At 65.3% G+C, this 22,901-nt stretch carries 21 protein-coding genes; 9 read left to right on the forward strand and 12 right to left on the reverse strand.

Annotated elements, in window-relative coordinates; genetic code table 11:
* Positions 1 to 11: 11 nt before the first annotated feature.
* The 3 genes from AAFN84_RS20480 to AAFN84_RS20490 form a co-directional block, all read right to left on the reverse strand.
* The gene (locus AAFN84_RS20480; RefSeq protein WP_347516540.1) at positions 12 to 1,592 is read right to left on the reverse strand and encodes an alkaline phosphatase family protein; all 1,581 of its coding nucleotides are present in this window, start codon (positions 1,590 to 1,592) and stop codon (positions 12 to 14) included.
* A gap of 68 nt (positions 1,593 to 1,660) precedes the next feature.
* A complete protein-coding gene (locus AAFN84_RS20485) occupies positions 1,661 to 2,680 on the reverse strand; it encodes a TAXI family TRAP transporter solute-binding subunit (RefSeq protein WP_347516542.1) in 1,020 nt (339 codons plus the stop codon).
* A complete protein-coding gene (locus AAFN84_RS20490; protein ID WP_347516543.1) occupies positions 2,677 to 4,647 on the reverse strand; it encodes a TRAP transporter fused permease subunit in 1,971 nt (656 codons plus the stop codon). Before AAFN84_RS20490 ends, AAFN84_RS20485 begins: the two co-directional genes overlap by 4 nt.
* A gap of 117 nt (positions 4,648 to 4,764) precedes the next feature.
* Between AAFN84_RS20490 and AAFN84_RS20495 the strand changes: the two genes are divergently transcribed.
* A complete protein-coding gene (locus tag AAFN84_RS20495) occupies positions 4,765 to 5,550 on the forward strand; it encodes a helix-turn-helix domain-containing protein (protein WP_347516545.1) in 786 nt (261 codons plus the stop codon).
* A gap of 9 nt (positions 5,551 to 5,559) precedes the next feature.
* On the opposite strand, the gene AAFN84_RS20500 is transcribed toward AAFN84_RS20495, so the two are convergent.
* On the reverse strand, positions 5,560 to 6,222 hold the full coding sequence (locus tag AAFN84_RS20500; protein ID WP_347516546.1) for a TetR/AcrR family transcriptional regulator: 663 nt from the start codon (positions 6,220 to 6,222) through the stop codon (positions 5,560 to 5,562).
* 136 nt (positions 6,223 to 6,358) lie between these two features.
* Here AAFN84_RS20500 and AAFN84_RS20505 point away from each other — a divergent pair, with 136 nt between their 5' ends.
* From AAFN84_RS20505 to AAFN84_RS20540, 8 genes are all read left to right on the forward strand, one after another.
* Positions 6,359 to 7,270: a shikimate dehydrogenase gene (locus AAFN84_RS20505; RefSeq protein WP_347516547.1), complete on the forward strand. Its 912-nt coding sequence runs from the start codon at positions 6,359 to 6,361 to the stop codon at positions 7,268 to 7,270.
* Entirely contained in the window at positions 7,267 to 8,166 is a 900-nt protein-coding gene (locus AAFN84_RS20510) for an SMP-30/gluconolactonase/LRE family protein (RefSeq protein ID WP_347516548.1), read from the forward strand. Before AAFN84_RS20505 ends, AAFN84_RS20510 begins: the two co-directional genes overlap by 4 nt.
* Positions 8,167 to 9,156, forward strand: coding sequence for a TRAP transporter substrate-binding protein DctP (gene dctP / locus AAFN84_RS20515; protein ID WP_347516549.1), 990 nt, complete (start codon positions 8,167 to 8,169; stop codon positions 9,154 to 9,156).
* Positions 9,157 to 9,178: 22 nt separating this feature from the next.
* A complete protein-coding gene (gene dctP / locus AAFN84_RS20520; RefSeq protein WP_347516550.1) occupies positions 9,179 to 10,165 on the forward strand; it encodes a TRAP transporter substrate-binding protein DctP in 987 nt (328 codons plus the stop codon).
* A gap of 73 nt (positions 10,166 to 10,238) precedes the next feature.
* Positions 10,239 to 10,757, forward strand: coding sequence for a TRAP transporter small permease subunit (locus AAFN84_RS20525; RefSeq protein ID WP_347516551.1), 519 nt, complete (start codon positions 10,239 to 10,241; stop codon positions 10,755 to 10,757).
* Complete coding sequence (locus tag AAFN84_RS20530) at positions 10,754 to 12,052, forward strand: TRAP transporter large permease (RefSeq protein ID WP_347516552.1); 1,299 nt, start codon at positions 10,754 to 10,756, stop codon at positions 12,050 to 12,052. Before AAFN84_RS20525 ends, AAFN84_RS20530 begins: the two co-directional genes overlap by 4 nt.
* A gap of 3 nt (positions 12,053 to 12,055) precedes the next feature.
* A complete protein-coding gene (locus AAFN84_RS20535; RefSeq protein ID WP_347516553.1) occupies positions 12,056 to 12,496 on the forward strand; it encodes a type II 3-dehydroquinate dehydratase in 441 nt (146 codons plus the stop codon).
* A complete protein-coding gene (locus tag AAFN84_RS20540) occupies positions 12,493 to 14,379 on the forward strand; it encodes a TIM barrel protein (protein ID WP_347516554.1) in 1,887 nt (628 codons plus the stop codon). Before AAFN84_RS20535 ends, AAFN84_RS20540 begins: the two co-directional genes overlap by 4 nt.
* Before the next feature lies 1 nt (position 14,380).
* Here AAFN84_RS20540 and AAFN84_RS20545 read toward each other — a convergent pair whose 3' ends face one another.
* The 8 genes from AAFN84_RS20545 to AAFN84_RS20580 all read right to left on the reverse strand — a co-directional run bounded on the left by AAFN84_RS20545 (position 14,381) and on the right by AAFN84_RS20580 (position 22,878).
* Positions 14,381 to 15,325 (reverse strand): acetamidase/formamidase family protein, encoded by a 945-nt coding sequence (locus AAFN84_RS20545; protein WP_347516555.1) that lies wholly within the window; start codon positions 15,323 to 15,325, stop codon positions 14,381 to 14,383.
* Between the two features lie 103 nt (positions 15,326 to 15,428).
* Positions 15,429 to 16,196, reverse strand: coding sequence for an SDR family oxidoreductase (locus tag AAFN84_RS20550; protein WP_347516556.1), 768 nt, complete (start codon positions 16,194 to 16,196; stop codon positions 15,429 to 15,431).
* A gap of 12 nt (positions 16,197 to 16,208) precedes the next feature.
* Positions 16,209 to 17,000 (reverse strand): SDR family NAD(P)-dependent oxidoreductase, encoded by a 792-nt coding sequence (locus tag AAFN84_RS20555; protein ID WP_347516557.1) that lies wholly within the window; start codon positions 16,998 to 17,000, stop codon positions 16,209 to 16,211.
* Between the two features lie 8 nt (positions 17,001 to 17,008).
* On the reverse strand, positions 17,009 to 17,848 hold the full coding sequence (locus AAFN84_RS20560) for a purine-nucleoside phosphorylase (protein ID WP_347516558.1): 840 nt from the start codon (positions 17,846 to 17,848) through the stop codon (positions 17,009 to 17,011).
* A gap of 237 nt (positions 17,849 to 18,085) precedes the next feature.
* Positions 18,086 to 19,402, reverse strand: a complete 1,317-nt coding sequence (locus tag AAFN84_RS20565) for an amidohydrolase (RefSeq protein WP_347516559.1) — start codon at positions 19,400 to 19,402, stop codon at positions 18,086 to 18,088.
* On the reverse strand, positions 19,399 to 20,301 hold the full coding sequence (locus AAFN84_RS20570) for an ABC transporter permease (protein WP_347516560.1): 903 nt from the start codon (positions 20,299 to 20,301) through the stop codon (positions 19,399 to 19,401). The genes AAFN84_RS20565 and AAFN84_RS20570 overlap by 4 nt, the downstream gene beginning before the upstream one ends.
* Positions 20,294 to 21,364 carry an ABC transporter permease gene (locus AAFN84_RS20575; protein WP_347516561.1) on the reverse strand — a complete coding sequence of 357 codons (1,071 nt, stop codon included), beginning with the start codon at positions 21,362 to 21,364 and terminating at the stop codon, positions 20,294 to 20,296. Before AAFN84_RS20575 ends, AAFN84_RS20570 begins: the two co-directional genes overlap by 8 nt.
* Entirely contained in the window at positions 21,361 to 22,878 is a 1,518-nt protein-coding gene (locus AAFN84_RS20580; RefSeq protein ID WP_347516562.1) for an ABC transporter ATP-binding protein, read from the reverse strand. Before AAFN84_RS20580 ends, AAFN84_RS20575 begins: the two co-directional genes overlap by 4 nt.
* Positions 22,879 to 22,901: the final 23 nt, after the last annotated feature.

Here is a 22,901-nt window from a genome sequence, read left to right on the forward strand (position 1 = left end):
CCCTGCCGGTCTCACCACACTCCGAAATAGAACCCGCGCTGCTTGTGATTGTCGGTGCGCCTCTCGACCTCGGCGTCCGATATGGTCACCCGCATCTTGCGCGTCCGGATCCAGTCGAACAGACGCTCGCGCAGAAGCTCGCGCACCGGCTCGAGCGTGGGGTCCTCGCCGCGATCCACGAGTTCGTCCGGGTCCTCGACCAGATCGAACAGTTGCGGACGGTAGCCTTCGAAGTAGATGTATTTCCAGCGCTCGGTGCGCACCATGTAGGCGCGGGATCGCGAGGGTTCGGTCCCCAGTTGCAGGCGCGCGCCGCGGAACGCGTAGTCACACTCGCTGACGACGGCGCTGCGCCATTCCTCGGGCGCGATTGCGCCCTGCGCGCGTGTCAGCCGCAGCAGCGACTGGCCCTCCAGAATGTGATCTGGCGGTGTGCCGCCGGCAAATTCGACGAAACTCGGCGCGAGATCGATCGCCGCCACGAGCAAATCGCTCGATGTCCCGCGCGTCGCATCGGCGGCGGCGTCCGGATCATAGACGATCATCGGAACTCGCACGCTCTGCTCGTGGAACATCTCCTTTTCGCCGAGCCAGTGGTCGCCGAGATAGTCGCCATGGTCGCTGGTGACCACGATCAGCGTGTTTTCGAAAAGGCCGTGTTCTTCCATGAAGCGCCACAGGCGCGCCAGATGGTCGTCGACCTGGCGGATCAGTCCCATATAGGCGGGGATGACGAGGCGGCGCACCTCGTCCTTGGCGAAGTTGAGGCTCTCTTCGTGCTGCATGTAGGCGCCCAGCACGGGATGCGGGTTTTCGCGCTCCGATGGATCGCGCACCGCGTCGATGACGTCGTCGGCCGAATACATGTCATGGTAGGGCGCGGGCGCGATATAGGGCCAGTGCGGCTTGATGTAGGACAGGTGCAGGCACCACGGTTCGTCGCCAGCCTCGCGCATGAAATCCATGGCGCGATCGGTCATGTACGCGGTTTCGGAGTGTTCCTCCTTCACCTCGGCGGCAAGTCCGGCATTGCGCAGGTACCAGCCGGACTGCACGTCGCCCGCTTCGTCCCGCCCGGCATTGGCATAGTCGTGCCATGGGTTCTCGACGTTGTAGCCAAGCGAGCGCAGGTAGCGGTTATAGGGCAGGTCCTCGGGCACGACCTGGTCGGGCCACAGCCCGTCATCGCGTTCGTAGGGCTCGAAGCCGCATTGGCTGGCCAGCACGCCCTCGATCGAATTGGGGGCAACGCCGAGGCGACGCATGCCCTCGATGTCGGCCGCCATGTGGGTCTTGCCGACGAGCGCGGTGCGCAGGCCCAGCGGCCGCAGATGGTCGCCGATCGTCATCTCGCCGACGCGCAGCGGCACGCCGTTGAAGGTCGATCCGTGCGAGCTCATGTAGCGGCCGGTGTAGTACGACATTCTCGACGGACCGCACACCGTCGCTTGCACATAGGCCCGGTCGAAGCGGACACCGCGAGAGGCCAGCCAGTCCATGGCCGGCGTCTGGAGCTTCGGATGGCCGTAGCACGACAGGTAGTCGGCCCGCAGTTGGTCGGCCATGACGAATAGGATGTTCTTCTTGCTCATGTCTGCCATTCGCTCGATCGGAAAATGCCGGCGATGCCGCAAGGTCCCTGCGGCATCGCCTTCTGGTCTCAGTCGACTGCCACGAGTTCTTCTGGAATGTCCATGCCGATTTCGCGGTAGTAGCGTTCCGCGCCGGGGTGCAGCGGCAGGTTGAGGTCGACAAACGCGTTCTCGAGCGTGATCTGGCGCAGCCACGGCGTCCGCTCGCGCGTTTCCTCCACCCCTTCCCAGAAGGCCTTGGTGACGGCATAGACCGCATCGTCGGAAAGATGGGCGCCGGTGCCGACACCGACGATGGAGCCGAGGGTGCGCGCATCGTCCTCGTTGACCTGGTTCTCACCATAGGTTCCCGCCGGGATCGTGCCCTCGACACCGCCCGGCCGGTTCAGGATCGCCTGAACCTCGGGCTTGGCGAAGTGCTCGTCGGTCAGCGTGATGAGCCGGATGGCGCGCGAGATCGCGATCTGCTCGATGACCGGGCTCGGCGGGATCGTCGGGTTGATGTAGACATCGATGCGCCCATCCTGGAAGGACTGCATGGCAGCCTCCCATCCGACGCTCACCTGCGTGTAGTCCTCATTGGCGACGTAGCCGGTGGCGGCCTCGATGATCTGGCCCATGATGACGGTCGCTCCGCCGCCGGGCGGTCCGAGAAACACGCGCTTGTCCTTGATGTCCTCCAGCGTCTCGATGCCGGAATCCGCATAGGTGACGATGTGGTAGAGGCCGAGCGGGAACGCGAAGACGGCGCGCAGGTCCTCCGACAGTTCGGGCGCCTGCGGAATCTGCGCATACATGTTGGCGCCCTTCTGCATGGAATCATGCACGCTTGCCGACCACATGAAGAAATCGAGCTGGCCCTGCGCGGTCTCGATGGCGTGCTGTGTGGCAGCGCCCGTCGCGTTGACCTGAACCTGTCCTTCGATGCGCTCGCCGACGATCTGGGCAAAGGTGCTCATGACCATGTACGGCGTGGAGCCGGGACCCAGCGTCGCCAGCCTGTAGAAGTCTTGCGCCATGGCGTGGGACGGTGCCGCCAGCGTTGCCGCCGCAAATGCGCAGGCGGCCAGTTTCGAAAATGCGTTCATGTCGTTTCCTCCTTGTTGGCTCCCAGGTCGATTGGTCTTCTTGTTGGCGAGATGTCGTCCGCCACGCTTGGTCTCCCCATGGCAAGGTCGCGGTACGCCACCAGCGCCGCCAGCAGGGCTGCGGCGACCTCCAGCCACAGGAACGGGATCAGCACGGCGAGCCCCAGCACGACGCGGACAATCCTCCAGCCGAAGGTCAGCTTGCCGCTCGCATAGCCGGTGAACGCCGTCGAAAAGAGCCAGATCGCAAGCGACAGGCGCAGCGCCACCCAGATGAAGCCGGTCACCGTGAAATCGACGACCAGGGAGAGGGACGGATTGTAGACCATGACGAACGGGATGACGAAGCCGATCAGCGCCACCTTGCAGGCGTCGAGGCCGATGAGGATGGGGTTTGCCCTGGCGATTGGCGCGGCGACGAATGCGGCCAGTGCCACCGGCGGCGTGATCGCGGAAAGCACGCCGAAATAGACGACGAACAGATGCGCGATGATCGTCGGCACGCCCATCGCCTCGATGGCGGGCCCCATGACGAGCACGATGATGAGGTAGGCCGGCACGGTCGGCATGCCCATGCCCAGCACCAGCGAGCCGAGCATCATCATGATCAGCGCCAGGAAAAGCGACTCGCCCGCGACGTCCAGCATGACGCCGGCGAACCGCAGGCCGAGGCCGGTCATGTTCATGACGCCGATCAGGATGCCGATGGCGCCGACAGCGATGAGGACCTGCGCGGCTGCAAGCCCGGCGCTGCTGAGCGCGGCAAGGACACGCGCGGGATTGCGCCTCAGGTCGGGATTGAACAGGAACCCGAGAACGACGGCGGAGATGACGGCGTAGAACCCCGCCAGAGCCGGTGACCGGCCGGAAACCAGCAGTGCCACCACGATGACGAGCGGCAGCACGAAGCAGAGCGACATCAGGTAGTCATGCGCGGTCAAGGTGGGGCGCTCGGAAGCCGGGATCGGCTTGATGTCGCGCTTGACCGCTTCCAGGTGCACCGAAACGAAGAGGGCCAGGTAATAGAACAGCGCCGGCACCAGCGCTGCCAGGCAGATCGTCAGGTAGGGGATGCCCGTCACGTCGGCCATGATGAACGCGACGGCGCCCATCACCGGCGGCATGAACTGCCCGCCCGAGGATGCGGCGGCTTCGATGCCGCCGGCATAGCGGCCCGGAAATCCGCGCTCGCGGATCATCGGGATGGTGATGACGCCGGTGCCGACGACGTTGCCCGCCACCGAGCCCGACATGGTGCCGAAAGCGGCACTGGCGGCGATCGCCGCATGCGCCGGGCCACCGCGCGAGCGGCCCGTCAGCGCGAAGGCGAACTTCAGCAGGACCGCGCCCGCGCCGATGCCTTCCAGCATCACTCCGAAGACGATGAAGACGAGGATGAGGCTGACGACGACCGACATCGGCCCGCCGAAGACCCCGTCGAACGAATACCAGACGACCTGCATCACCTGCTGGAACGAGAACCCGCCATGGCGCAGGATGCCAGGCAGCCCATCGCCGAAAACCGCATATCCGATCCCCGCAAGGCTGATCAGGAACAGCGGCAGACCCAGCGATCGTCGCGTCAGCTCGAGCAGCACGACGAGCCCGATCGTTCCGATGACGATGTCGGTGGGCGTGAACATGTAGAGGCCGATCTGCAGCGCCTCGCCGATCTGCATGTATCGGACAATGGCGACGGCGAAGCCGACCAGCAGGATGAGATCAACGATGATGCCGAGGCGCTTCCAGCCGCCCTGCTCGTTCCGGAGCTGGACGGATTCCATCAGCAGCAGGACCGCGCCGAGTGCAAACACGCCGACGCGCAGCAGCGTTTCGTCGAGCACCCCCACGCCGGCAATGTAGAGTCCGAGAAGACCGATCGCCCCGCCCAGAAGGCGCACGAGAAGTCGAAGCGGGCCGGCGAAACGCCGCCCGTCGCCTGCGCCATTCGAATTGGCGTCGAGCATCGGATACCTCCCTGACCATCCTCCGAAGGTCACCATGAGGATGATCAATGTGGCCGCGAATGAAAACATCCGTCGGACATGCTTTCCGCCAGGCGGAATCTTCAGTAGGCTAAATGGATGTCGAAAAACGAGACCATAAGGGCGCTGTCGCGTGGGCTTGCCGTGCTGCAGGCGGTGCAGCATGCGGCCGGCCTGTCGTTGCATGACCTCGCCCTGACGACCGGGCTGGCGAAGCCGACGCTAATGCGCATCCTGCGCACCCTGGAGGCCGAGGGCTACGTGCGGCGCGGCCTGACCGACCAGCTCTATCATGCCAATCTTCGCGCGGCGGCCACTGGCGAAGCATTGCAGCACAGCGTTCTCACCGAAGTTGCCGCTCCGGTGCTGGACCGGCTCTGCCAGGAAGTTCTGTGGCCGTCGGACCTTGCCGTCTATCGGGATGGCGCCATGCGTGTGCAGGAAACGTCGAGGCGGCAGTCGCCATTCATGATGAACCGCGCCGTCACGACGTTCGAGATTCACATGCTGCAGTCTGGCATGGGGCGCGCCTATCTTGCCTATTGCGCCCCGGAAAAGCAGGCGGAGATCATCGATCGGCTCGCGGTTTCCGGCGACCCGCGCAATCGCCTTGCGAAGCAACCCGCGAAAGTCATGAGGATGCTCGGCGACATCCTTCGCAAGGGCTATGCGACGCGCGAAACCGGCTACTTCGTCACGCAGCCGATGGAGGCGCGGGTCAGCGCCATCGCCGTCCCGGTGACGACGGGCGACGAGGTGCTGGGCTCGATCAACCTGGTATGGATTTCGCAGGCCGCGAGCGAGGAGCAGTTCGTGCAGCGGCACCTCGCGCGACTGCTCGAGGCGTCGGCTGAGATAGCGGATCGCTACGCACAGCGTGCGTGACGGCGGCCCTCAATCCGCGGCAACGAAGCGCAGCACCATCTCCACCGCGCTCTGCCTGAGCCTGGCCTGTTCGTCCGGCGTTCCGATGTCGCGCCCGAAGATGCGCGAGAAGGTCGCCCGGTTGGATACGTTGAAGAAGCAGAGCGCGCTCACCTGCCAGTGCAGTTCGAGCGGGTCGAGGCCGGGGCGAAAGACACCCTCTTCCACGCCGCGGCGATAGATCGACGCGATGTGGTCGATGGCGGTCTCGTTGAGGCCGCTGATGACATCGGAGCGTTCGAGATATTGTCCATGATGGATGTTCTCGATCATCACCATGCGGATGAACTCCTCATGCTCATGGTGATGATCGAAGGTGAACTCGACGAGACGCCGCAAGGCTTCGACCGCCGGCAGACCGTCGGTATCGAGACCGTCCTCGCCCTCGCGCACCGTGCGATAGGCGTTTTCCAGCGCCCGCAGGTAGAGACCCTCCTTGTCGCCGAAATAATAATAGATCATGCGCTTGGACGATTTCGTTCGCGCGGCGATCTCGTCGATGCGGGCTCCCGATAGCCCGTTCAACGCGAACTCCCTCGATGCCGTCGCGAGGATGTCCTTGCGCGTCCCGTCAGGATCCTGAGGGCGCTTGGACGGTTCTCGATCCTTTCGGACGGGTTTGACTTGCGACATCGATTCCTCACTCGCCATGGCCCGGCGTTGACAAACTAACCAGTTCGTACATTATGGCTTTCAAGACCGCTCCCGTTTTACCGGCGGCGGTCGGATAAACACAAGCGTTGCGTGACGCGGCGTTTCGGGAGGAAGCATGCAGGACAGGGTCGACGCGATCGCGAGGGCGATCGAGGTCTTGCTCGCGCGCCGGTTCGATGAACTTGGCGGGCGCGCGGATGTCATCGTCGGGCTGGTCGGCCGTGGCATCCAGTTGTCCCGCACGCCGGCCATGCACGAACGTGAAGCAACCCGGATCGGGCTTTCCTGCGCCTATGTGCTGATCGATTTCGACGCGATGGGCCTCGCCGACGCCGATATCGCCGATGCGCTCACCGCAGCCGCGAAGGTCGGCTTTAATGGCGTCAACGTCACCTACCCCTACAAGCAGATGGTGATGCCGCTGCTCGACGAGGTCGCTCCGGAAGCGCGCATGATCGGCGCCGTCAACACGGTCGTCTTCGGCCCCCGGACCATCGGCTACAACACCGACTACTGGGGTTTCGCGGAAAGTTTCCGCTCGCAGATGGATGGCGCGGTGCTTGGAAGCGCGATCATGTTCGGCGCGGGCGGCGCAGGCTCGGCGGTCGGTGCCGCGCTCATCGGTCTCGGCGCCCGGCAGATCGCCATCGTCGATACCGATCCGTCGCGCGCGGATGACCTCGCGGGGCGCCTAGCGCATATGGATGCGGCCACCATCGTCGTCGCACAAGACATACGCGCCGCGATCACGGCAGCCGATGGCATCGTCAACACGACGCCGATCGGCATGGCGAAGCACCCCGGCACGCCCTTCCCCAAGGAATGGCTCAAGCCACACCAGTGGGTGGCGGACATCATCTATTTCCCGCGCGAAACGGAGTTGTTGCGTCATGCCCGCGAAATTGGCTGCCGCACGCTGCCGGGCATCGGCATGGCCATAGGGCAGGCCGTCCGCGCCTTCGAACATTTCACCGGGCGCCCGGCCGACATGGCCGCAATGGCAGGTCATTTCGAGGCCGCGGCATGAACGCGATCGTGCCGCCACTGTCGATCGAGGCCGTCGTGCGCGGCGGCGACCAGCTTGGAGAGACGCCCCTGTGGTGCGACCGCACCCGCAAGCTCTGGTGGCTCGACATCGAAAGGCCGAAGCTGCAGAGCTTCGACCCCGCGACCGGCGCGCACGAGACGATCCCGCTAGAAGGGACCTTTGCCGGGACACAGGCGCTGACGCATCAAGGCGATCGCCTGCTGGCCCGCGATTTCACCCTTTACCGCCGCGACATGGACACTGGCGCGAACGCCGATCTCGCCACCGTCGAACATGGCCTCGACAACCGGCTCAACGACGGACGGGTCGATGCGCGCGGTCGGTTCTGGGTCGGCACCATGGACAATGCCCTGCATCGCCCCAATGGCGGTCTCTACCGGATCGATCCCGACGGCAACGTGGCAAAGCTCGACGAGGACATCATCGTCTCGAACGGCATCGCCTTTTCGCCGAGCGGCGACACCCTCTACTTCACCGATACACGCCGCCATCTGTGTTATGCCTACGCGCTCGACCTCGACGACGGCGCAATCACGAACCGGCGGGTTTTTGCCGACCATACCGGTAACGGCGACCGGCCGGACGGCGCCTGCGTCGACGTCGACGGTTGCATCTGGATGGCGTTCTTCGCCGGCGGCCGCATCGTCCGGCACCGGCCGGACGGCACCGTCGATCGCGTCGTTCCCCTGCCGGTCACGAACCCGACCTGCCTGTGTTTCGGCGGAGAAGACCTGCGCACGCTCTACGTGTCGAGCGCCACGAAATTCCTGTCCCCTGCCCAGCGCGCGATGGAGCCGCTGGCTGGATCGCTGTTCGCGATCGAGGGCCTGGGACAGGGTTTGCCTGAACATCGATTTGGCCAAGGGAGGAAATGAATGGCTTTGAATATTGGACGACGGATGATGATGGCGGGCGCGGCCGCGTTTGCGCTGTCGATGGCGGTCGGTGCCGCGATGGCCGAACCGATCAAGTTGCGCTTCGCCGATTCCACTACCGCCGACGCGCCGCGTTCCGTGGCCCTTGTCGACATCTTCGCCAAGGAACTCGGTGACGATTTCGTCTTCGAGCCCTATTTCGGATCAACGCTCTACAAGCAGGGCACCGAGATCGTCGCGGTTCAGCGGGGCAATCTGGAAATGGCGTTGATGCCACCTTCCGATTTCGCCAACCAGGTGCCTGCCTTCTCGATCCTGACGGCAGCCTATCTCGTGCGCGACGCGGCACACCTCAAGGCAATCTTCGACAGCCCGGTCGGCGATGAATTCAAGCAGATGGCGCGCGAGCAGATGGGCGTCGTCGTGCTCGCTCCTGCCTATTACGGCACCAGGCACATGAACCTGAAGGGCGACAAGAAGATCATGAAGCCGGAGGACCTGGCAGGCGTGAAATTGCGCATGCCGGGCGGCGAAGCGTGGCAGTTCCTCGGCGAGTCGATCGGCGCTAGCCCGGTCGCGATGGACTATGCGGAGGTCTACACCGGATTGCAGACGGGGGCGATCGACGCCCAGGACAACCCGCTTCCCAACAACAGGCTGATGAAATTCCACGAGGTCACCGACCAGATCGTGCTCACGGGGCACAATGTCGGTTTCGGTCTGCTGCTGATCAATGGCGATCTGTTCGACAAGCTGACACCCGAGCAGCAGGCGCGGATGCAGGCGGCGGCCGACAAGGCCTTTGCCTGGAGCGACGCGGAATATCTGAAGCAGGAAGCCGAGCTCATTGAATATTTCAAGGGCGAAGGTCTGGACGTCTACGAACCCGATGTCGCTGCGTTCCGCGATTATTCCAACAAGAAGTATCTCGAATCCCCCCTCTCGGCAGACTGGCCCGAGGGGATGATTGACCGCATCAACGCACTTTAGCTTTCAACAGGGAGGAATAAACATGACCATCAACACCACACGCCGCACGTTTCTCATCGGCACCGCCGCCGCAGGGTCGCTTGCGGCATTTCCGAGCTTTGCCCAGGACAAGCCGAAGCTGCGCTTCTCCGCCGTGTTTTCCGAGCAGGACATCCGCGCGCAGATGATGCAGCAATTCGCCGACGCGATCGCCGACGACTACACGTTCGAAGGCTATTATGGCGGCAACCTGTTCAAGCAGGGCACCGAACTCGTCGCCTTGCAGCGCGGAAACCTGGAGATGGGCAACATCGCGCCACAGGACATCTCCAACCAGATCCCGGCATGGTCGATCCTCACCGCCGGCTACCTCTTCCGTGACGCCGCGCATCTCACGAGCTTCTTCGCCAGCGAGGCCGGCACCGAAATGAAGGCGATGACGGAAGACCAGCTCGGCGTGAAGGTTCTCGGCCCGACCTATTTCGGCGTGCGCCAGGTCGGCCTGAAGGTCGACAAGGAGATCAAGACGCCGGCGGACATGGCCGGCATCAAGCTGCGCATGCCGGGTGGCGACGCCTGGCAGTTCCTCGGCGAGGCGCTCGGCGCCAACCCGACGCCGATGGCCTATGCGGAAGTCTATACCGGCCTTCAGACCGGGGCCATCGATGGCCAGGACAACCCGCTTCCCAATGTCGAGAACATGAAGTTCTACGAGGTGATGAGCCAGATCGTGCTGACGTCGCATCTCGTCGGCTTCGACCTGCTGACCATCTCCAAGACCGCATGGGACGAGATGGACGGCGAAAAGCAGGCGGCGTTGCAGGCGGCAGCCGACGCTGCCATCGAGTTCTCGACCCAGGAGCACCTGGCGCGCGAGACGGCACTCGTCGAGCAGTTCAAGAGCGCCGGGCTCAAGATCTACGAGCCTGACCTGGATGCGTTCCGCAGCCACGTCCAGGAGCAGTATCTCGCCTCCGACCTGGCCAAGAGCTGGCCCGAGGGCATGGTCGACAAGATCAACGCGCTCTAAGGGTTCATCGATCGGGGCCGCCGGCGACACTGCGCCGGCGGCCTGAATTTCTTGCCATGCGGGAGACCGAAGTATGCTTGAACGAATGCGGCCGCTGGCGGGCTGGCTCTACCGGCGTGGCGAGAACCTCATCGTCATCATGATCGGCGTCATGTTCGCCGCCTTCCTGCTTCAGGTCATCTTCCGCTACGTGCTCAACTGGCCGACGGGATGGAGCAACGAGCTGACGGTGGTCCTCTGGATCTGGATCGTGCTGTTCGGCGCCGCCTTCATCGTGCGCGAAGAGGAAGAGATCAGGTTCGACCTCGTCTATGGAGCGGTCCCGCCGCGCGTCCGGCGCGCCATGGCGCTGCTCTCGGCTGCGGCACTGATCGGCCTTTACGCCTACTCCTTTCCGGCCGTCTACGACTACGTCACCTTCATGAAGGTCCAGAAGACGGCCTATCTCAAGATCAGGTTCGACTGGCTGTTCTCGATCTACGTGATTTTCGTCATCGCGGTCATTGCGCGCTACCTCTGGATCGCATGGGACGCGCTCACCGCATCCACGTCCGAAGGCTTCGATCCCACCAAGGCAAGTTCGGGCGTATGATGCTGGACCCTTTCACGCTTTCACTCGTCGCGATCTGCGTCCTCGCGCTGCTCGGCCTGCCGATCGGCCACGCGATGATCGCCTCCTCGATCCTCTATCTGTGGATGGCGGGCCTCGACATGGGCACCGCCGCCGAGCAGATACTCAACGGCCTCTATTCCGGCTACCTGTTGCTCGCGGTGCCGATGTTCATCCTCGCCGCAGAGATCATGAACGCCGGCACCATGACCGAGCGGCTCCTGCATTTCTGCAATGCGGTGGTCGGGCGGTTTCGCGGCGGCCTGGCCCAGGTCAACGTGCTCCAGTCCCTGATCTTTGCCGGCATGTCCGGCTCCGCGATCGCAGATGCCGCCGGCACGGGCCGGATGATGCAGAAGCTGATGACCAAGGACGACAAGTACCCGGCCAGCTATGCCGCTGCGCTGACGGCGGCGACGGCGGTGATCGGGCCGATCATCCCGCCATCGATACCGCTGGTCATCTATGCGCTCGTGTCGGATGCCTCGATCGGCTTCCTGTTCATAGCCGGCATCGTCCCCGGCTTCCTGCTGGCGGTCGGGCTGATGGGCGTCGTCGCGATCGACGCCCGGCGCAAGAACTTTCCGGTGGAGGAACCGGTGCCGCTGCGCAAGCTGCCGGGGCTGACCTTCCGCGCGCTGCCGGCGCTGATGCTGCCGGTGGTGCTGCTGGTGGGTATCCGTGGTGGCGTGATGACGCCTACGGAAGCGGCAGGCGTGGCGGCAGGCTACGCCTTGCTGATCTCGGTGGTCATCTACCGCAGCGTCACGCTCTCGCAGTTCTACAGCGCGTTGCTCAACAGCGGCCGCACGACCGCCTCGATCGGCATGCTGCTCGCCGGCGCCATGGTCTTCAACTACGTCGTCACGGTGGAAAACATTCCCAACGCGCTGTCGGCGATGCTGACCGCGACGGACCTGACGCCGACCCAGTTCCTGATACTCGTCAACATCCTGCTGCTGCTTCTGGGCTGCGTGCTGGAAGGCACGACCATCCTGCTGGTGATCGTGCCCGTGCTGATCCCCACGGCACAGGCACTCGGCATCGACATGGTCCATTTCGGTGTCATGGCAGTGCTCAACATCATGCTGGGCCTGATCACGCCGCCTTACGGCCTGCTGCTGTTCATCATGACCCGCATCGCCGAAGTGCCGCTTCGCGACATCGTGCGCGACGTGATGCCGTTCCTGTTCGTCATGTTCGGAGCGCTGGCGATCGTCACCTTCGTGCCGGACGCCGTGCTGCTGCTGCCTCGCCTGCTCGGATACCAGGGGTAAGTCATGAAACCGCTCTTCATCCTCAACGGACCCAATCTCAACCGTCTCGGCAAGCGCGAGCCGGACATTTACGGCCATACGACGCTGCAGGAGGTGGAGACGATCTGCCGCCAGGCGGCTGGCGAATGGGCCATCCGCTTCCACCAGACCAATGCCGAGCATCAGCTCGTCGAGTGGGTCCACGAGGCCATCGACGACGGTGCCGGCATCCTCATCAACCCGGCGGGACTGAGCTTCCGGTCGATCCCCTTGCTGGATTCGCTGAAGATGTTTCCGGGCCCGATCGTCGAGTTCCACATCTCCAACATTCACCGCCGCGACGAAATCTACCAGCATTCGCTGGTGTCGAAGACCGCCACCGCCGTCATCGCCGGGCTCGGCGCGCGCGGCTACGGGCTCGGCGTCCGTGCCCTCATCGAGCTGATCGAGCAGCAAGGGGCATGAAGACCTCGATCGCGACCGTCTCGATCAGCGGCGATTTGCGCGAGAAGCTGGCGGCGATCGCGGCGGCCGGCTTCGACGGCGTCGAGATATTCGAGAACGACTTCCTCGCCTTCGACGGCACGCCCGCGGAAGTCGGACGAATGGTGCGCGATCACGGGCTCGAAATCACGCTTTTCCAGCCGTTTCGCGACTTCGAGGGCATGCCCGAGCCGCACAGGCAACGCGCATTTGATCGCGCGGAACGCAAGTTCGACCTGATGGCGGAGCTGGGCACCGACCTCATGCTGGTCTGCTCCAACGTGTCGCCGGTCTCTCTCGGTGGTATCGATCGTGCCGCTGCCGATTTCCATGAACTGGGCGAGCGTGCGGCGGCCCGCGGGCTGCGCGTCGGCTATGAGGCGCTCGCCTGGGGCAAGCATATTGCCGACCACCGTGATGCATGGGAAGTGGTGCGCCGCGCCGACCACCCCAGCATCGGCCTCATTCTCGATTCCTTTCACACGCTGGCGCGGAAGATCGACCCCGACACCATCCGCTCGATTCCCGGCGATCGCATCTTCATCGTCCAGCTTGCCGATGCGCCGAAGATCGACATGGACCTGCTCTACTGGTCGCGCCATTTCCGCAACATGCCGGGCGAAGGCGACCTTCCCGTTGCCGACTTCATGCGGGCGGTGGCGGCGACCGGCTATGATGGCCCCCTGTCGCTGGAGATCTTCAACGACCAGTTTCGCGGTGGTTCGCCGAAGTCGATCTCGGTCGACGGCCGGCGCTCGCTGATCTACCTGATGGACCGGGTCGGGCGCTCGGAGCCCGATATCAGGATCGCGGTCCCCGCGATGCCAGACCGGATCCTGCCGACCGGGGTCGAGTTCGTCGAGTTTGCCGCCGACGAGGCGGAGGCCGAGGAACTCGGTGCCCTGCTCGCCGCCATGGGCTTCGTTCTAAGCGCCCGCCACCGCACCAAGGAGGTGGCGCTCTATCGGCAGGGCGGCATCAACATCGTCGTCAATACGGAGAAGGAAGGCTTCGCGCACTCCTCCTACGTCGTTCACGGTCTTTCCGCTTATGCGATCGGCCTGCGGGTCGAGGACGCCGCTGCGACCGTGGCGCGCGCGCGGGCGCTGGGCGCCGAGACGTTCGAGCAGCGCCGGGGGCCGGGGGAACTCGCCATACCCGCGATCCGGGGTGTCGGCGGAGGCGTCATCTATTTCATCGACGACAAGAGCGGACTTTCCAGCGTGTGGGAAGTCGAGTTCGAGCCGACGGGGAACGTGGTGCGCGACGCCGGCCTGACGCGCATCGACCATGTCGCCCAGACGATGAACTACGAGGAGATGCTGACTTGGCTGCTCTTCTACACGTCGATTTTCCGCACCAGCAAACTGCCGATGGTCGACGTCATCGATCCGGCAGGGCTTGTGCGCAGCCAGGTGATCGAGAGCGAGGACGGCGCCTTGCGGCTGACGCTCAATGGCGCGGAGAACCGCAGGACGCTCGCCGGACACTTCATCGCCGAGAGCTTCGGCTCGTCGGTTCAGCACCTCGCCTTCGCCTGCGACGACATCTTTGCCACGGCGGCGAAACTGACGGCCTGTGGCTTCATTCCGCTCGAGATCAGCCGGAACTATTATGACGATCTGGAGGCGCGTTTCGGGCTCGACCCTGATCTGGCCGACCGCCTCCGTGAGGCCAACATCCTGTATGACCGCGATGGCGACGGCGAATATTTCCAGCTCTACGGCCGCACTTTCGGCGAAGGCTTCTTCTTCGAGATCGTCGAGCGGCGCGGCGGCTACAAGGGCTACGGCGCCCCGAACGCGCAGTTCCGCATCGCGGCGCAGAAACGCACCATCAGGCCGGCCGGCATGCCCCGCGTCTGACCTACGAGAAGACGACGCGCGGGAAATAGAACGAGACTACCCAGTTCGGCTGGTCGACGATCTCGCTGATGCGCAGGTCGCCACACACCGAGCACAGCATGTAGGCGTCCTCGGGTGAGAGCCCGCGCCATTTGCCCAGCAGGTCGATCATGCCCGAGACCGCCGCCCGGGCCCCTTCCATGAGATCCGAACCGACCCCGGTGGTCACCTCGTAACCGTCCACGTCCAGATGCCGTGTCACCGGACCGGGCGTCGAGAAGCGCGGCATCGCAAGATTGGCATCCTTGACGAGTTCCAGCCGAAGGGCAACGTCCATGGCGCTTTCGATGGCGGTGCCGCAGACTTCGCCATCGCCCTGCGCGGCATGGGTGTCGCCGATCGAGAACAGCGCACCTTCGACCTCCACCGGCAGGTAGAGCGTGGTTCCAGCGGCAAGATCGCGAATGTCGAGATTGCCGCCGACGCGGCGCGGCGGCACCACCGAGAGCAGCCCTGCCTCGGCCGGCGCGACCCCGATCGTGCCGGCAAACGGCTTCAGCGGCACCTTCGCGTGGCTGCCGTACAAGGCCGGGGCCAGCGAAACGGCATCATAGGACCACAGCGCCAGTGCAGGGTCCGGGAACTGGTCGGCGAGCAGGCCGAAGCCGGGGATGTTCGCCGTCCAGCCGAAACCGGACGGCGTGAAGGACAGGATCTCGATCTTCAGCGCGTCGCCGGGCTGGGCGCCATCGACATGGATCGGCCCGGTCACCGGATTGACCTTGCCGAAATCCATCGACGAGACATCGGCCACCGTGCTGTCGCGCGTGAAATGGCCATTGCCGGAATCCAGGCAGTTGAATTCCAGCGTGGACCCGGGCGCCACGCGCTGGACGGGGGGCAACGAATTGTCCCAACCGAAATGATGGTGGCGTCCGTGGATCGTATAGTCGCAATTGCCGCACATCGCCTGCCTCCAGTGTCTATTGCCGGGCCGGATCGCCCCCTTGCGCCATCCTCCATGACCTCCGGCGAAATGTCACCCCGCGCGGTGCGGGGCGGCGAAAACCTCAGAACGGGGTGTCGCCGCCGTCGATGCTGATCGACTGGCCGCGAATGATCGTGGCGGCATCGGAGAGCAGGAATGCGACGACCCGGCCAACCTCGATCGGCTGGATGTGCCGCCCGAGCTGCGCCGGCACCATGGTGCCGAACAGCGCATCACGGTCCTGTTCGAGGCGCGGCGCGAGGAAGTCGGCGACGCTTTTCAGCATGTCGGTGGCGACCCCGCCGGGGCACACCGCGTTGACGTTAATGCCCTTCTCCGCCCATTCCAGCGACAGCGAGCGCGTCAGGCTGATGACCGCCGCCTTGGAGGCGTTGTAGCCGGCCATGTTGCGATAGCCGACCTTGCCGGCATTGGACGCGATGTTGACAATGGCGCCGCCGTCGCTGAAATGCCGCGCCGCCGCCTGGGCGGTGAGCAGCACGCCTTTGACGTTGACCGCAAGTTCGAGGTCGAATCCCTCAGGCGTCGTCTCGTCCGCCGGTCCCAGCCGAACGATGCCGGCATTGTTGACCAGCCCGTGGAGCCCGCCGAACCTGTCGCGCAGCGCCTTCATCGCCGCGTCGATGCCGGCCGGGTCGGTGACGTCGGCGACGAAGGCTGCGACCTTGTCGCCAGCGCCGAGCGCTGCGGCGGCCGCTTCCACCTTGTCGCGGTCGAGATCGATCAGCCCGACGCGCCCGCCGGAATCAAGAATGGCCTGCGCGATGCCGGCTGCGATGCCGCCCGCGCCGCCGGTGACGGCGACGACCTTGTCGTTCAATGCGTTCATGTCGAAATCCTCCTACCAGGTCGGGCGTGTCAGCACGCCGCCATCAACCACGAGATCGGCGCCGGTGATCCAGCGCGCGGCGTCCGAAGCCAGGAACAGGCAGGCATCGGCGATGTCCTCCGGCTGGCCGAGGCGTTTCAGCGGTGCCGCGGCGGTCCAGCGCGCCACCCCTTCCGGCCAGCCCTCCTCGATGCCGTCGCGATGGATGAGGCCGGGGCAGACCGCGTTGACACGGATGCCGTGTTCGCCGAATTCCAGCGCCGCCGCCTTGGTGAACATCAGCAGCGCCGCCTTCGACGTCGCATAATGCCCGTGCCACGGCGCGGGATGATGGCCCTCGATGGAGGCGATGTTGACGATGCTGCCGCCCTTGCCGGCCTGGCGCAGCAGCGCGACCATGGCCTGAACGAGCAGGAACGGACCGGCCGCGTTGGCGGCCATCATCTCGTTCCAATCCGCTTCGCTCACCTCGGCCAGGGCTTTGGCGGGTTGCAGCCCGGCATTGTTGACCAGGATGTCGAGCCCGCCAAAATGGGCGGCGGCGTTGGAGACCAGCTTCGCAGCGCCCGCCTCGCCGGAGATATCGGCCTGCATCGCGATCGCCGTGCCGCCCGCCTCGCTGATCGCTGCGACCACGCTGTCGGCCGCCGCGCGGTTGGCGTTGTAGTGGCAAACGACGTTGGCGCCCGCCTCCGCAAAGCGGCGCGCGATGCCGGCACCGATGCCGCCGCTGGCGCCTGTGACGAGCGCGGTCTTGCCGCTCAGGTCGAGAAGCCCGCTTACGGGATGTATCTTGTCCGTCATCTGTCCACCTATGCTTTCGGCAGCGTCGGAAATGCATGCCGCAGTATCGTCTCGATCTTGACGCCGCACACGGCGGCCATGGCAACCACGGCTTCGATCGTGTCCGGCTCCTGGTCCTCGCCGCCGGTGGCGGCGTTGGTGATGGCCGACAGGCCGAGCACCTTCATGCCGGCATGGTTGGCGGCGATCACTTCCATCACCGTCGACATGCCGACCGCATCGCAACCGATCGACCGGTAGAAGCGGCGCTCGGCGGAGGTTTCCAGTTCCGGGCCGTTCAGGCCGCAATAGATGCCTTTGCGAATGTCGGTTCCCGTGGCGGCGGCTGCCTCCTGCGCGACAACGCGCAGCGCGGGGTCGTAGAGGCGCGACTGGTCCGGGAAGCGCAAGCCGATGGATTCGTCATTGTGCCCGATCAACGGGCTGGTGCCGGTGAGGTTCAGATGATCCTCGATCAGCATCACGTCCCCGGCGTCGAAGTCCGCGTTGAGCCCGCCGGCGGCGTTGGTGACCACGAAGGTCCCTGCCCCAAGCGCCTTGAGCAGATAGACGGCCAGCGCGATGTCGCGCGGATGCCAGCCTTCGTAGAGGTGCAGCCGCCCCTGCATGATCACCGTGCGGCGCCCATAGAGCGTGCCGATCACCAACTGCCCCTTGTGGCCGGGTGCGGTTGAAACAGGAAACCCCTCGATGTCGCCATAGGGGATCACGGTCGCGTCGCTCACGGCATCAGCGAGCTGCCCAAGCCCCGATCCAAGCACGAGCGCGATTTCGCACGGCGCTCCGGCCCGCTCGCTGATCGAGGCATGGGCGCGCGCCACGCGCTCCGCCGGGGTTTCGGTATTCATTCTGGGTGCTCCTTATTGATGTGGTGTCGGCGCTCCGTCGCACCCCCCTCTGGCCTATCGGCCATCTCCCCCTCAAGGGGGGAGATCGGCTTGCATGTCGCCTTTCGCCAGCCGCCTAAGGTTGGCGAAAACAATGCGGTAGTCCAATCTCCCCCCTTGAGGGGGAGATGTCCGGCAGGACAGAGGGGGGTGTGCAAGAGCGCAATCATCAACCGTAACCACCTGGCGACATCGTCTTCAGGCGATGCTCGCCCTGATCTTCGGCACGAGGGCGTTGACCTCGTCCATCGTCTCGCCAATGTCGAGGCGCGTCAGGGTACCGTCGCGCACCACCTGCTCACCGCCGAGGAAGACGTGGCGGACATCAGACTTGTTGGCGGAGTAGACCAGATGCGTCAGCGGGTCGAACATCGGCACCGCATGCGGGCGGCGGAGATCGACCATGACCATGTCGGCCAGCTTGCCCTTTTCGAGACTGCCGATGCGGTCGGCCGCGCCCAGCGCCTTCGCGCCGTTGATGGTGAGCATGTCCAGCGCCTGCCGTGTCGAGATGATTTCAGCGCGGCCGGTGTGGCCCTTGTGGATGGTGGCGGCCAGCCGCAGCGCCATCCACATGTCGAGATCGTTGCCTGAGATCGGGCCGTCGGTGCCAAGCGTCACGTTGATGCCGCGCTCCAGCATCTCCGGCACGCGCGCGAAGCCGGAGGCGAGCTTCAAGTTCGACATCGGGTTGTGCGCGACATGGGCGCCGCGCGCCGCCAGGATGTCGAGCTCCTCGTCGTCCAGATGCACGCAATGTGCCAGCACCGTGCGCGCGTCGAGGCAGCCGAGATGGTCGAGATGGCGCACCACGGTGCGGCCGTAGCGCGCGACGATGTCCGCCTGCTCGGCCTTGGTCTCGGCACAGTGGGTGCAGAAGATGCCGCCGCATTTGTGCGACACGGCATGCGCTGCCTTGAGATTCTCCGGCCCGACCGTATAGGTGCCGTGCGGCATCACGGCGGCAAAGACGTCATCCGCGCTGCCGAACTCCTCGAAGAAGCGCTCCGCCTCGGCCACCCGTTCGTCGATCGACAGAGCGGTCACGCCCGCGGGATCGAAGAAGATGCCGCCGGTGGAGACGCGCAGTCCCACCTTGCGCGCGGCGCGCACCGTTTCGGATGGATACCAGAACATGTCCATCACCGAGGTGACGCCCGACAAAAGCAGTTCGGCAAAGCCGAGCACGCTGCCCAGATGCGACGTGCGCGGGTTGAGGATCGCGGCCTCCGCCTTCCACACGGTCTGCAGCCACGGCTCCAGCGGCAGGTCCTCGACAAGCCCGCGAAACAGGCTGTCGGCGGCGTGGCAATGCGTGTTGATGATGCCCGGCATGAGGATGTGGCCGGTCCCGTCGACGACACGCCTGGCGCGCTCGGCCAGAGGCGCAAGATCGGCCGCGGTGCCGACCGCGCTGATGCGTGTGCCCTCGACCGCCACCGCGCCGTCGTGGATGACGGAGCCCGCACTGTCGGAGGTGACGACAATGGCGTTGCGAATGAGCAGATCGGTCATGACTGCCTCCTCCGGTGCCACCAGGACAGGCCCGTCAGCGCGATCAGCGTCGCGAGGTACGGCATCATGTCGGTGAATTGCTGCGGCATGCCGAGCCCCTGCACGCGGAAGGACAGGCTGTCGACGACGCCGAAGAGCACGGTGATGAACAGCAGCGGCCACGGCCGCCCACGCGTCAGCAGCACCGCCACGACCGCGATCCAGCCGCGTCCGGCGCTCATGTTCTCGACGAACAGGTTGACGTTGGCGATGGAAAGCTGCGCGCCGGCCAGCCCGCACAGCGCGCCGCACATGGCCAGCGCCATCAGGCGCACACTGTTGGGGCTGACGCCGCCGGCCGTCAGCCCGGCCGGGTTCTCGCCAGCCGCGCGGATGCGCAGGCCGAGACGATGGCGCCCGAAGAAGAGATGCAACAGCACCACGGCGGCAAGCGAGAGATAGAACAGCGGCGACTGGCCACTGAAAAGCGGCCCGAGCACCGGCACGTCGCGCAGCAGCGGGATGTGGATGACCCCGAAGCCGGCGATGTCGGGGCTGTTGAAGGCGCCATTGGCGTCGAAGATGGCGCGCAGCAGGAACGCCGTCAGCCCAGCCGCCAGCAGGTTTATGGCGATCGAGACGACGATGGCGTCGCCGCCGCGCCGAAGGTTGAACTCCGCGAAGACAAGGCCCATCGCAGTGCCCGCCAGCGCTGCCAGCAGCGCGCCGGCATAGGGCGATCCGGCGAAATAGGCACCGACGACGGCCGCGAATGCGCCGGTCAGCATCATGCCTTCCAGCCCGATGTTGAAGACGCCCGCCCGCTCGCAGATCGCGCCGCCGAGCGCCGCCAGCAAGAGCGGCGTGACGAAGCGCGGCACCGAGGCGAGGAAGGACGGGTCGAGCAGCATGTCAAGCATCGCCGTCGGCCCCCTTGTCCTTGCCGCGCGGGGAGGCCAGCGACAGGGACATGCGGCTGGCGACAAAGAGGATGATGACCGCCTGCATGACCAGCGCGATTTCCTTCGGCACCTGCGCGGCGCGTTCCATGCCGGCAGCACCCGTCTGCAGCGCGGCAAAGAAGAAGCCGGAGAACGGCACCAGCCACGGGATCATGCCGACCAGCAGGACGGCGACGATGCCGGTCCAGGCATAGAGCGGCTGCACCAGCATGCCGTCGATGAAGCGGTGGTGGACGCCGAGCACCGCGATGGCGCCGACGAGGCCGGCGATCGCGCCGCTCATGGCAAGCGTCTGCAGCGTCAACCGGGCGACTGGCAGGCCGACGGCGCGCGCGAAGTCCGGTGACAGCCCGTTCAGCCGCGCGCGGTATCCATGCAGCGTCTTGTGGCTGTAGACGACCGCCAGAACGCTGACGAGAACGATGAACAGAATGCCGATATCGAGGCGCAGGCCGGGGAAATAGGGCAGCCAGCGTTCCGTCGGCACCAGATGCGACTGCAGCATGCCCGACGGCACGTCGCGGAATGGATGCGCGACGAGATAGGACGCGACCGAACGGATCGGAAAGTTGAGCAGCAGCGAACCGACCAGCAGCGGCACGCCGACATAAAGGTACAGCACGCCGGCCAGCAGCGCCCATGCCGCGCCCGCCGCCATGCCGGCGAGGATGGAAGCCGCGATCACGAGCAATGGCGGGCCGGGCAAGGCCAGCGCAACGAGCGCGGAGACAAGACCGCCGGCGACGAGTTGCCCTTCCCCGCCGATATTGAAGAGGCCGGCGCGAAAGCTCAGCATCACCGACAACGCCATGCCGACGATCAGCGAGGCGCGGCTCAGCGTCTGCATCAGGAACGCATAGCGGCGCCCGCCGAACGCGCCCTGGAAGAAACCTTCGATGGCCGCGCCGAACGGAGCGGACACCAGCAGCATCAGGATCAGGAGGATCCCGAGGATCCACGCCAGCGTGGAGATCCACGGCAGCAGGTCGCTGCGCATCCAGTTGTCTTCCGGTGCGCTCATGCGGCGTTGCTCCCAAGGCCGGTCCGTGAGGTCATCAGCGCGCCGATGCGATTGCGGTCGGCCTCTGCGGCCGCGATCGGTTCGGACAGCGACCCGGAATACATCACCATGATCCTGTCAGAGAGCTTCAGCACTTCGTCGAGTTCCGTGGACACGAGCAGCACGGCGTGGCCGGCATCGCGCATCCGCATCAGCTCGGCATGGATGAGTTCGATCGCGCCGATATCGACGCCCCAGGTCGGGTTCTCCGCGATGATCAGCGGTGTGGCGCGCGACAATTCGCGGCTGACCACCAGCTTCTGCTTGTTGCCGCCCGACATGGTCGAGACCAGTGCCTGCGGGCCCGCCACCTTGATGCGGTAGCGTTCGATCAGGTCGCGGGCGTAGCGCGCCATCGCGGAACGGTCGAGGAACGGTCCCCTGGTGAAGTGGCGCGGATCGTCATGCCCGGCGCTCGCATTGTCCGCCACGCTGGCGCCGAGCGCCAGTCCGACCCGCTGCCTGTCCTCGGGAATGTAGCTCTGGCCGGCAAGTCTGCGTTCGCGCACGCCCAGTGTCTCGACCCGCGTGCCCGCCAGCGAGATCATGCCCGCCTTGGCCGGGCGCAGGCCCGTCAGGGCCTGGATCAGTTCCGACTGGCCGTTGCCGCTGACGCCCGCAATGCCGACGATCTCGCCCGCGCGCACGTCGAAGGAGATCGGCCCGATGTCATGGCCGCGCGCGGCGACGTGCAGCCCGTCGACGCCGAGCACAACCTCGCCCGGTTCACGCGCCGCGGCCCTCAGCGCAGGTGGCAATTCGCCGCCGACGATCTCGCGCGACAGCCGATCCTTCGATGTCTCGCCGACAGGCAGCGACGAGACGAGCCTGCCGCCGCGCATCACCACCACGTGGTCGGCGATCTCCATCACCTCGTCCAGCTTGTGGGTGATGATGACGACCGCCTTGCCCTGTTGTGCGAAGCCACGCAGGATCGCGAAGAGCTGGTCCTTCTCCAGCGGCGTCAACACGGCGGTCGGCTCGTCGAGGATAAGCAGCGAGGCGTCGCGGTAGAGCATCTTGAGGATCTCGACCACCTGCTTCTGGCCGACCGACAGGCTGCCGACCCGGGCGTCGAGATCGATCGAAATGCCGTTCTGGGCAAATCCGTCCTCGAGCTTGCGCCGGGCGACCGCGAAGTCGACGAAGCCGAAGAGCCTGACCGGCTCGCCGCACAGCACGATGTTCTCCAGCACCGTCATCTCTTCCTGCAGCATGAAGTGCTGGTGCACCATGCCGAGCCCGGCGCGGATCGCGTCCTGCGGCGAGGCCCAGCGGCGCGGCTGTCCGTCGACGACGATTTCGCCGGCTTCGGGCTGGAACAGCCCGAACAGCGCATTCATCAGTGTCGACTTGCCGGCACCGTTCTCGCCGACGACCGCCAGCACCCGGCCGGCCTCGATGTCGACGGAGACATCATCCACCGCCACCAGTTGGCCGAAGCGGACGCGAATGCCGCGCAGGGATGCATGCATGGACGGGGTACTCTCACACGCCC

It is taken from the genome of Mesorhizobium sp. CAU 1741, from assembly GCF_039839275.1.
Lineage (GTDB): Bacteria > Pseudomonadota > Alphaproteobacteria > Rhizobiales > Rhizobiaceae > Aerobium.

Excerpts from the sequence above, each read along its gene's own strand:
- AAFN84_RS20575 (WP_347516561.1), bottom strand. The coding sequence starts at position 21,364 with ATGAGCGCACCGGAAGACAACTGGATGCGCAGCGACCTGCTGCCGTGG.
- AAFN84_RS20495 (WP_347516545.1), top strand. The coding sequence starts at position 4,765 with ATGTCGAAAAACGAGACCATAAGGGCGCTGTCGCGTGGGCTTGCCGTG.
- AAFN84_RS20565 (WP_347516559.1), bottom strand. The coding sequence starts at position 19,402 with ATGACCGATCTGCTCATTCGCAACGCCATTGTCGTCACCTCCGACAGT.
- AAFN84_RS20480 (WP_347516540.1), bottom strand. The coding sequence starts at position 1,592 with ATGAGCAAGAAGAACATCCTATTCGTCATGGCCGACCAACTGCGGGCC.
- dctP (WP_347516549.1), top strand. The coding sequence starts at position 8,167 with ATGGCTTTGAATATTGGACGACGGATGATGATGGCGGGCGCGGCCGCG.
- AAFN84_RS20550 (WP_347516556.1), bottom strand. The coding sequence starts at position 16,196 with ATGAACGCATTGAACGACAAGGTCGTCGCCGTCACCGGCGGCGCGGGC.
- AAFN84_RS20525 (WP_347516551.1), top strand. The coding sequence starts at position 10,239 with ATGCTTGAACGAATGCGGCCGCTGGCGGGCTGGCTCTACCGGCGTGGC.
- AAFN84_RS20570 (WP_347516560.1), bottom strand. The coding sequence starts at position 20,301 with ATGCTTGACATGCTGCTCGACCCGTCCTTCCTCGCCTCGGTGCCGCGC.
- AAFN84_RS20555 (WP_347516557.1), bottom strand. The coding sequence starts at position 17,000 with ATGACGGACAAGATACATCCCGTAAGCGGGCTTCTCGACCTGAGCGGC.
- AAFN84_RS20560 (WP_347516558.1), bottom strand. The coding sequence starts at position 17,848 with ATGAATACCGAAACCCCGGCGGAGCGCGTGGCGCGCGCCCATGCCTCG.
- AAFN84_RS20540 (WP_347516554.1), top strand. The coding sequence starts at position 12,493 with ATGAAGACCTCGATCGCGACCGTCTCGATCAGCGGCGATTTGCGCGAG.
- AAFN84_RS20530 (WP_347516552.1), top strand. The coding sequence starts at position 10,754 with ATGATGCTGGACCCTTTCACGCTTTCACTCGTCGCGATCTGCGTCCTC.
- AAFN84_RS20510 (WP_347516548.1), top strand. The coding sequence starts at position 7,267 with ATGAACGCGATCGTGCCGCCACTGTCGATCGAGGCCGTCGTGCGCGGC.
- AAFN84_RS20545 (WP_347516555.1), bottom strand. The coding sequence starts at position 15,325 with ATGTGCGGCAATTGCGACTATACGATCCACGGACGCCACCATCATTTC.
- dctP (WP_347516550.1), top strand. The coding sequence starts at position 9,179 with ATGACCATCAACACCACACGCCGCACGTTTCTCATCGGCACCGCCGCC.
- AAFN84_RS20490 (WP_347516543.1), bottom strand. The coding sequence starts at position 4,647 with ATGCTCGACGCCAATTCGAATGGCGCAGGCGACGGGCGGCGTTTCGCC.
- AAFN84_RS20500 (WP_347516546.1), bottom strand. The coding sequence starts at position 6,222 with ATGTCGCAAGTCAAACCCGTCCGAAAGGATCGAGAACCGTCCAAGCGC.
- AAFN84_RS20505 (WP_347516547.1), top strand. The coding sequence starts at position 6,359 with ATGCAGGACAGGGTCGACGCGATCGCGAGGGCGATCGAGGTCTTGCTC.
- AAFN84_RS20485 (WP_347516542.1), bottom strand. The coding sequence starts at position 2,680 with ATGAACGCATTTTCGAAACTGGCCGCCTGCGCATTTGCGGCGGCAACG.
- AAFN84_RS20580 (WP_347516562.1), bottom strand. The coding sequence starts at position 22,878 with ATGCATGCATCCCTGCGCGGCATTCGCGTCCGCTTCGGCCAACTGGTG.
- AAFN84_RS20535 (WP_347516553.1), top strand. The coding sequence starts at position 12,056 with ATGAAACCGCTCTTCATCCTCAACGGACCCAATCTCAACCGTCTCGGC.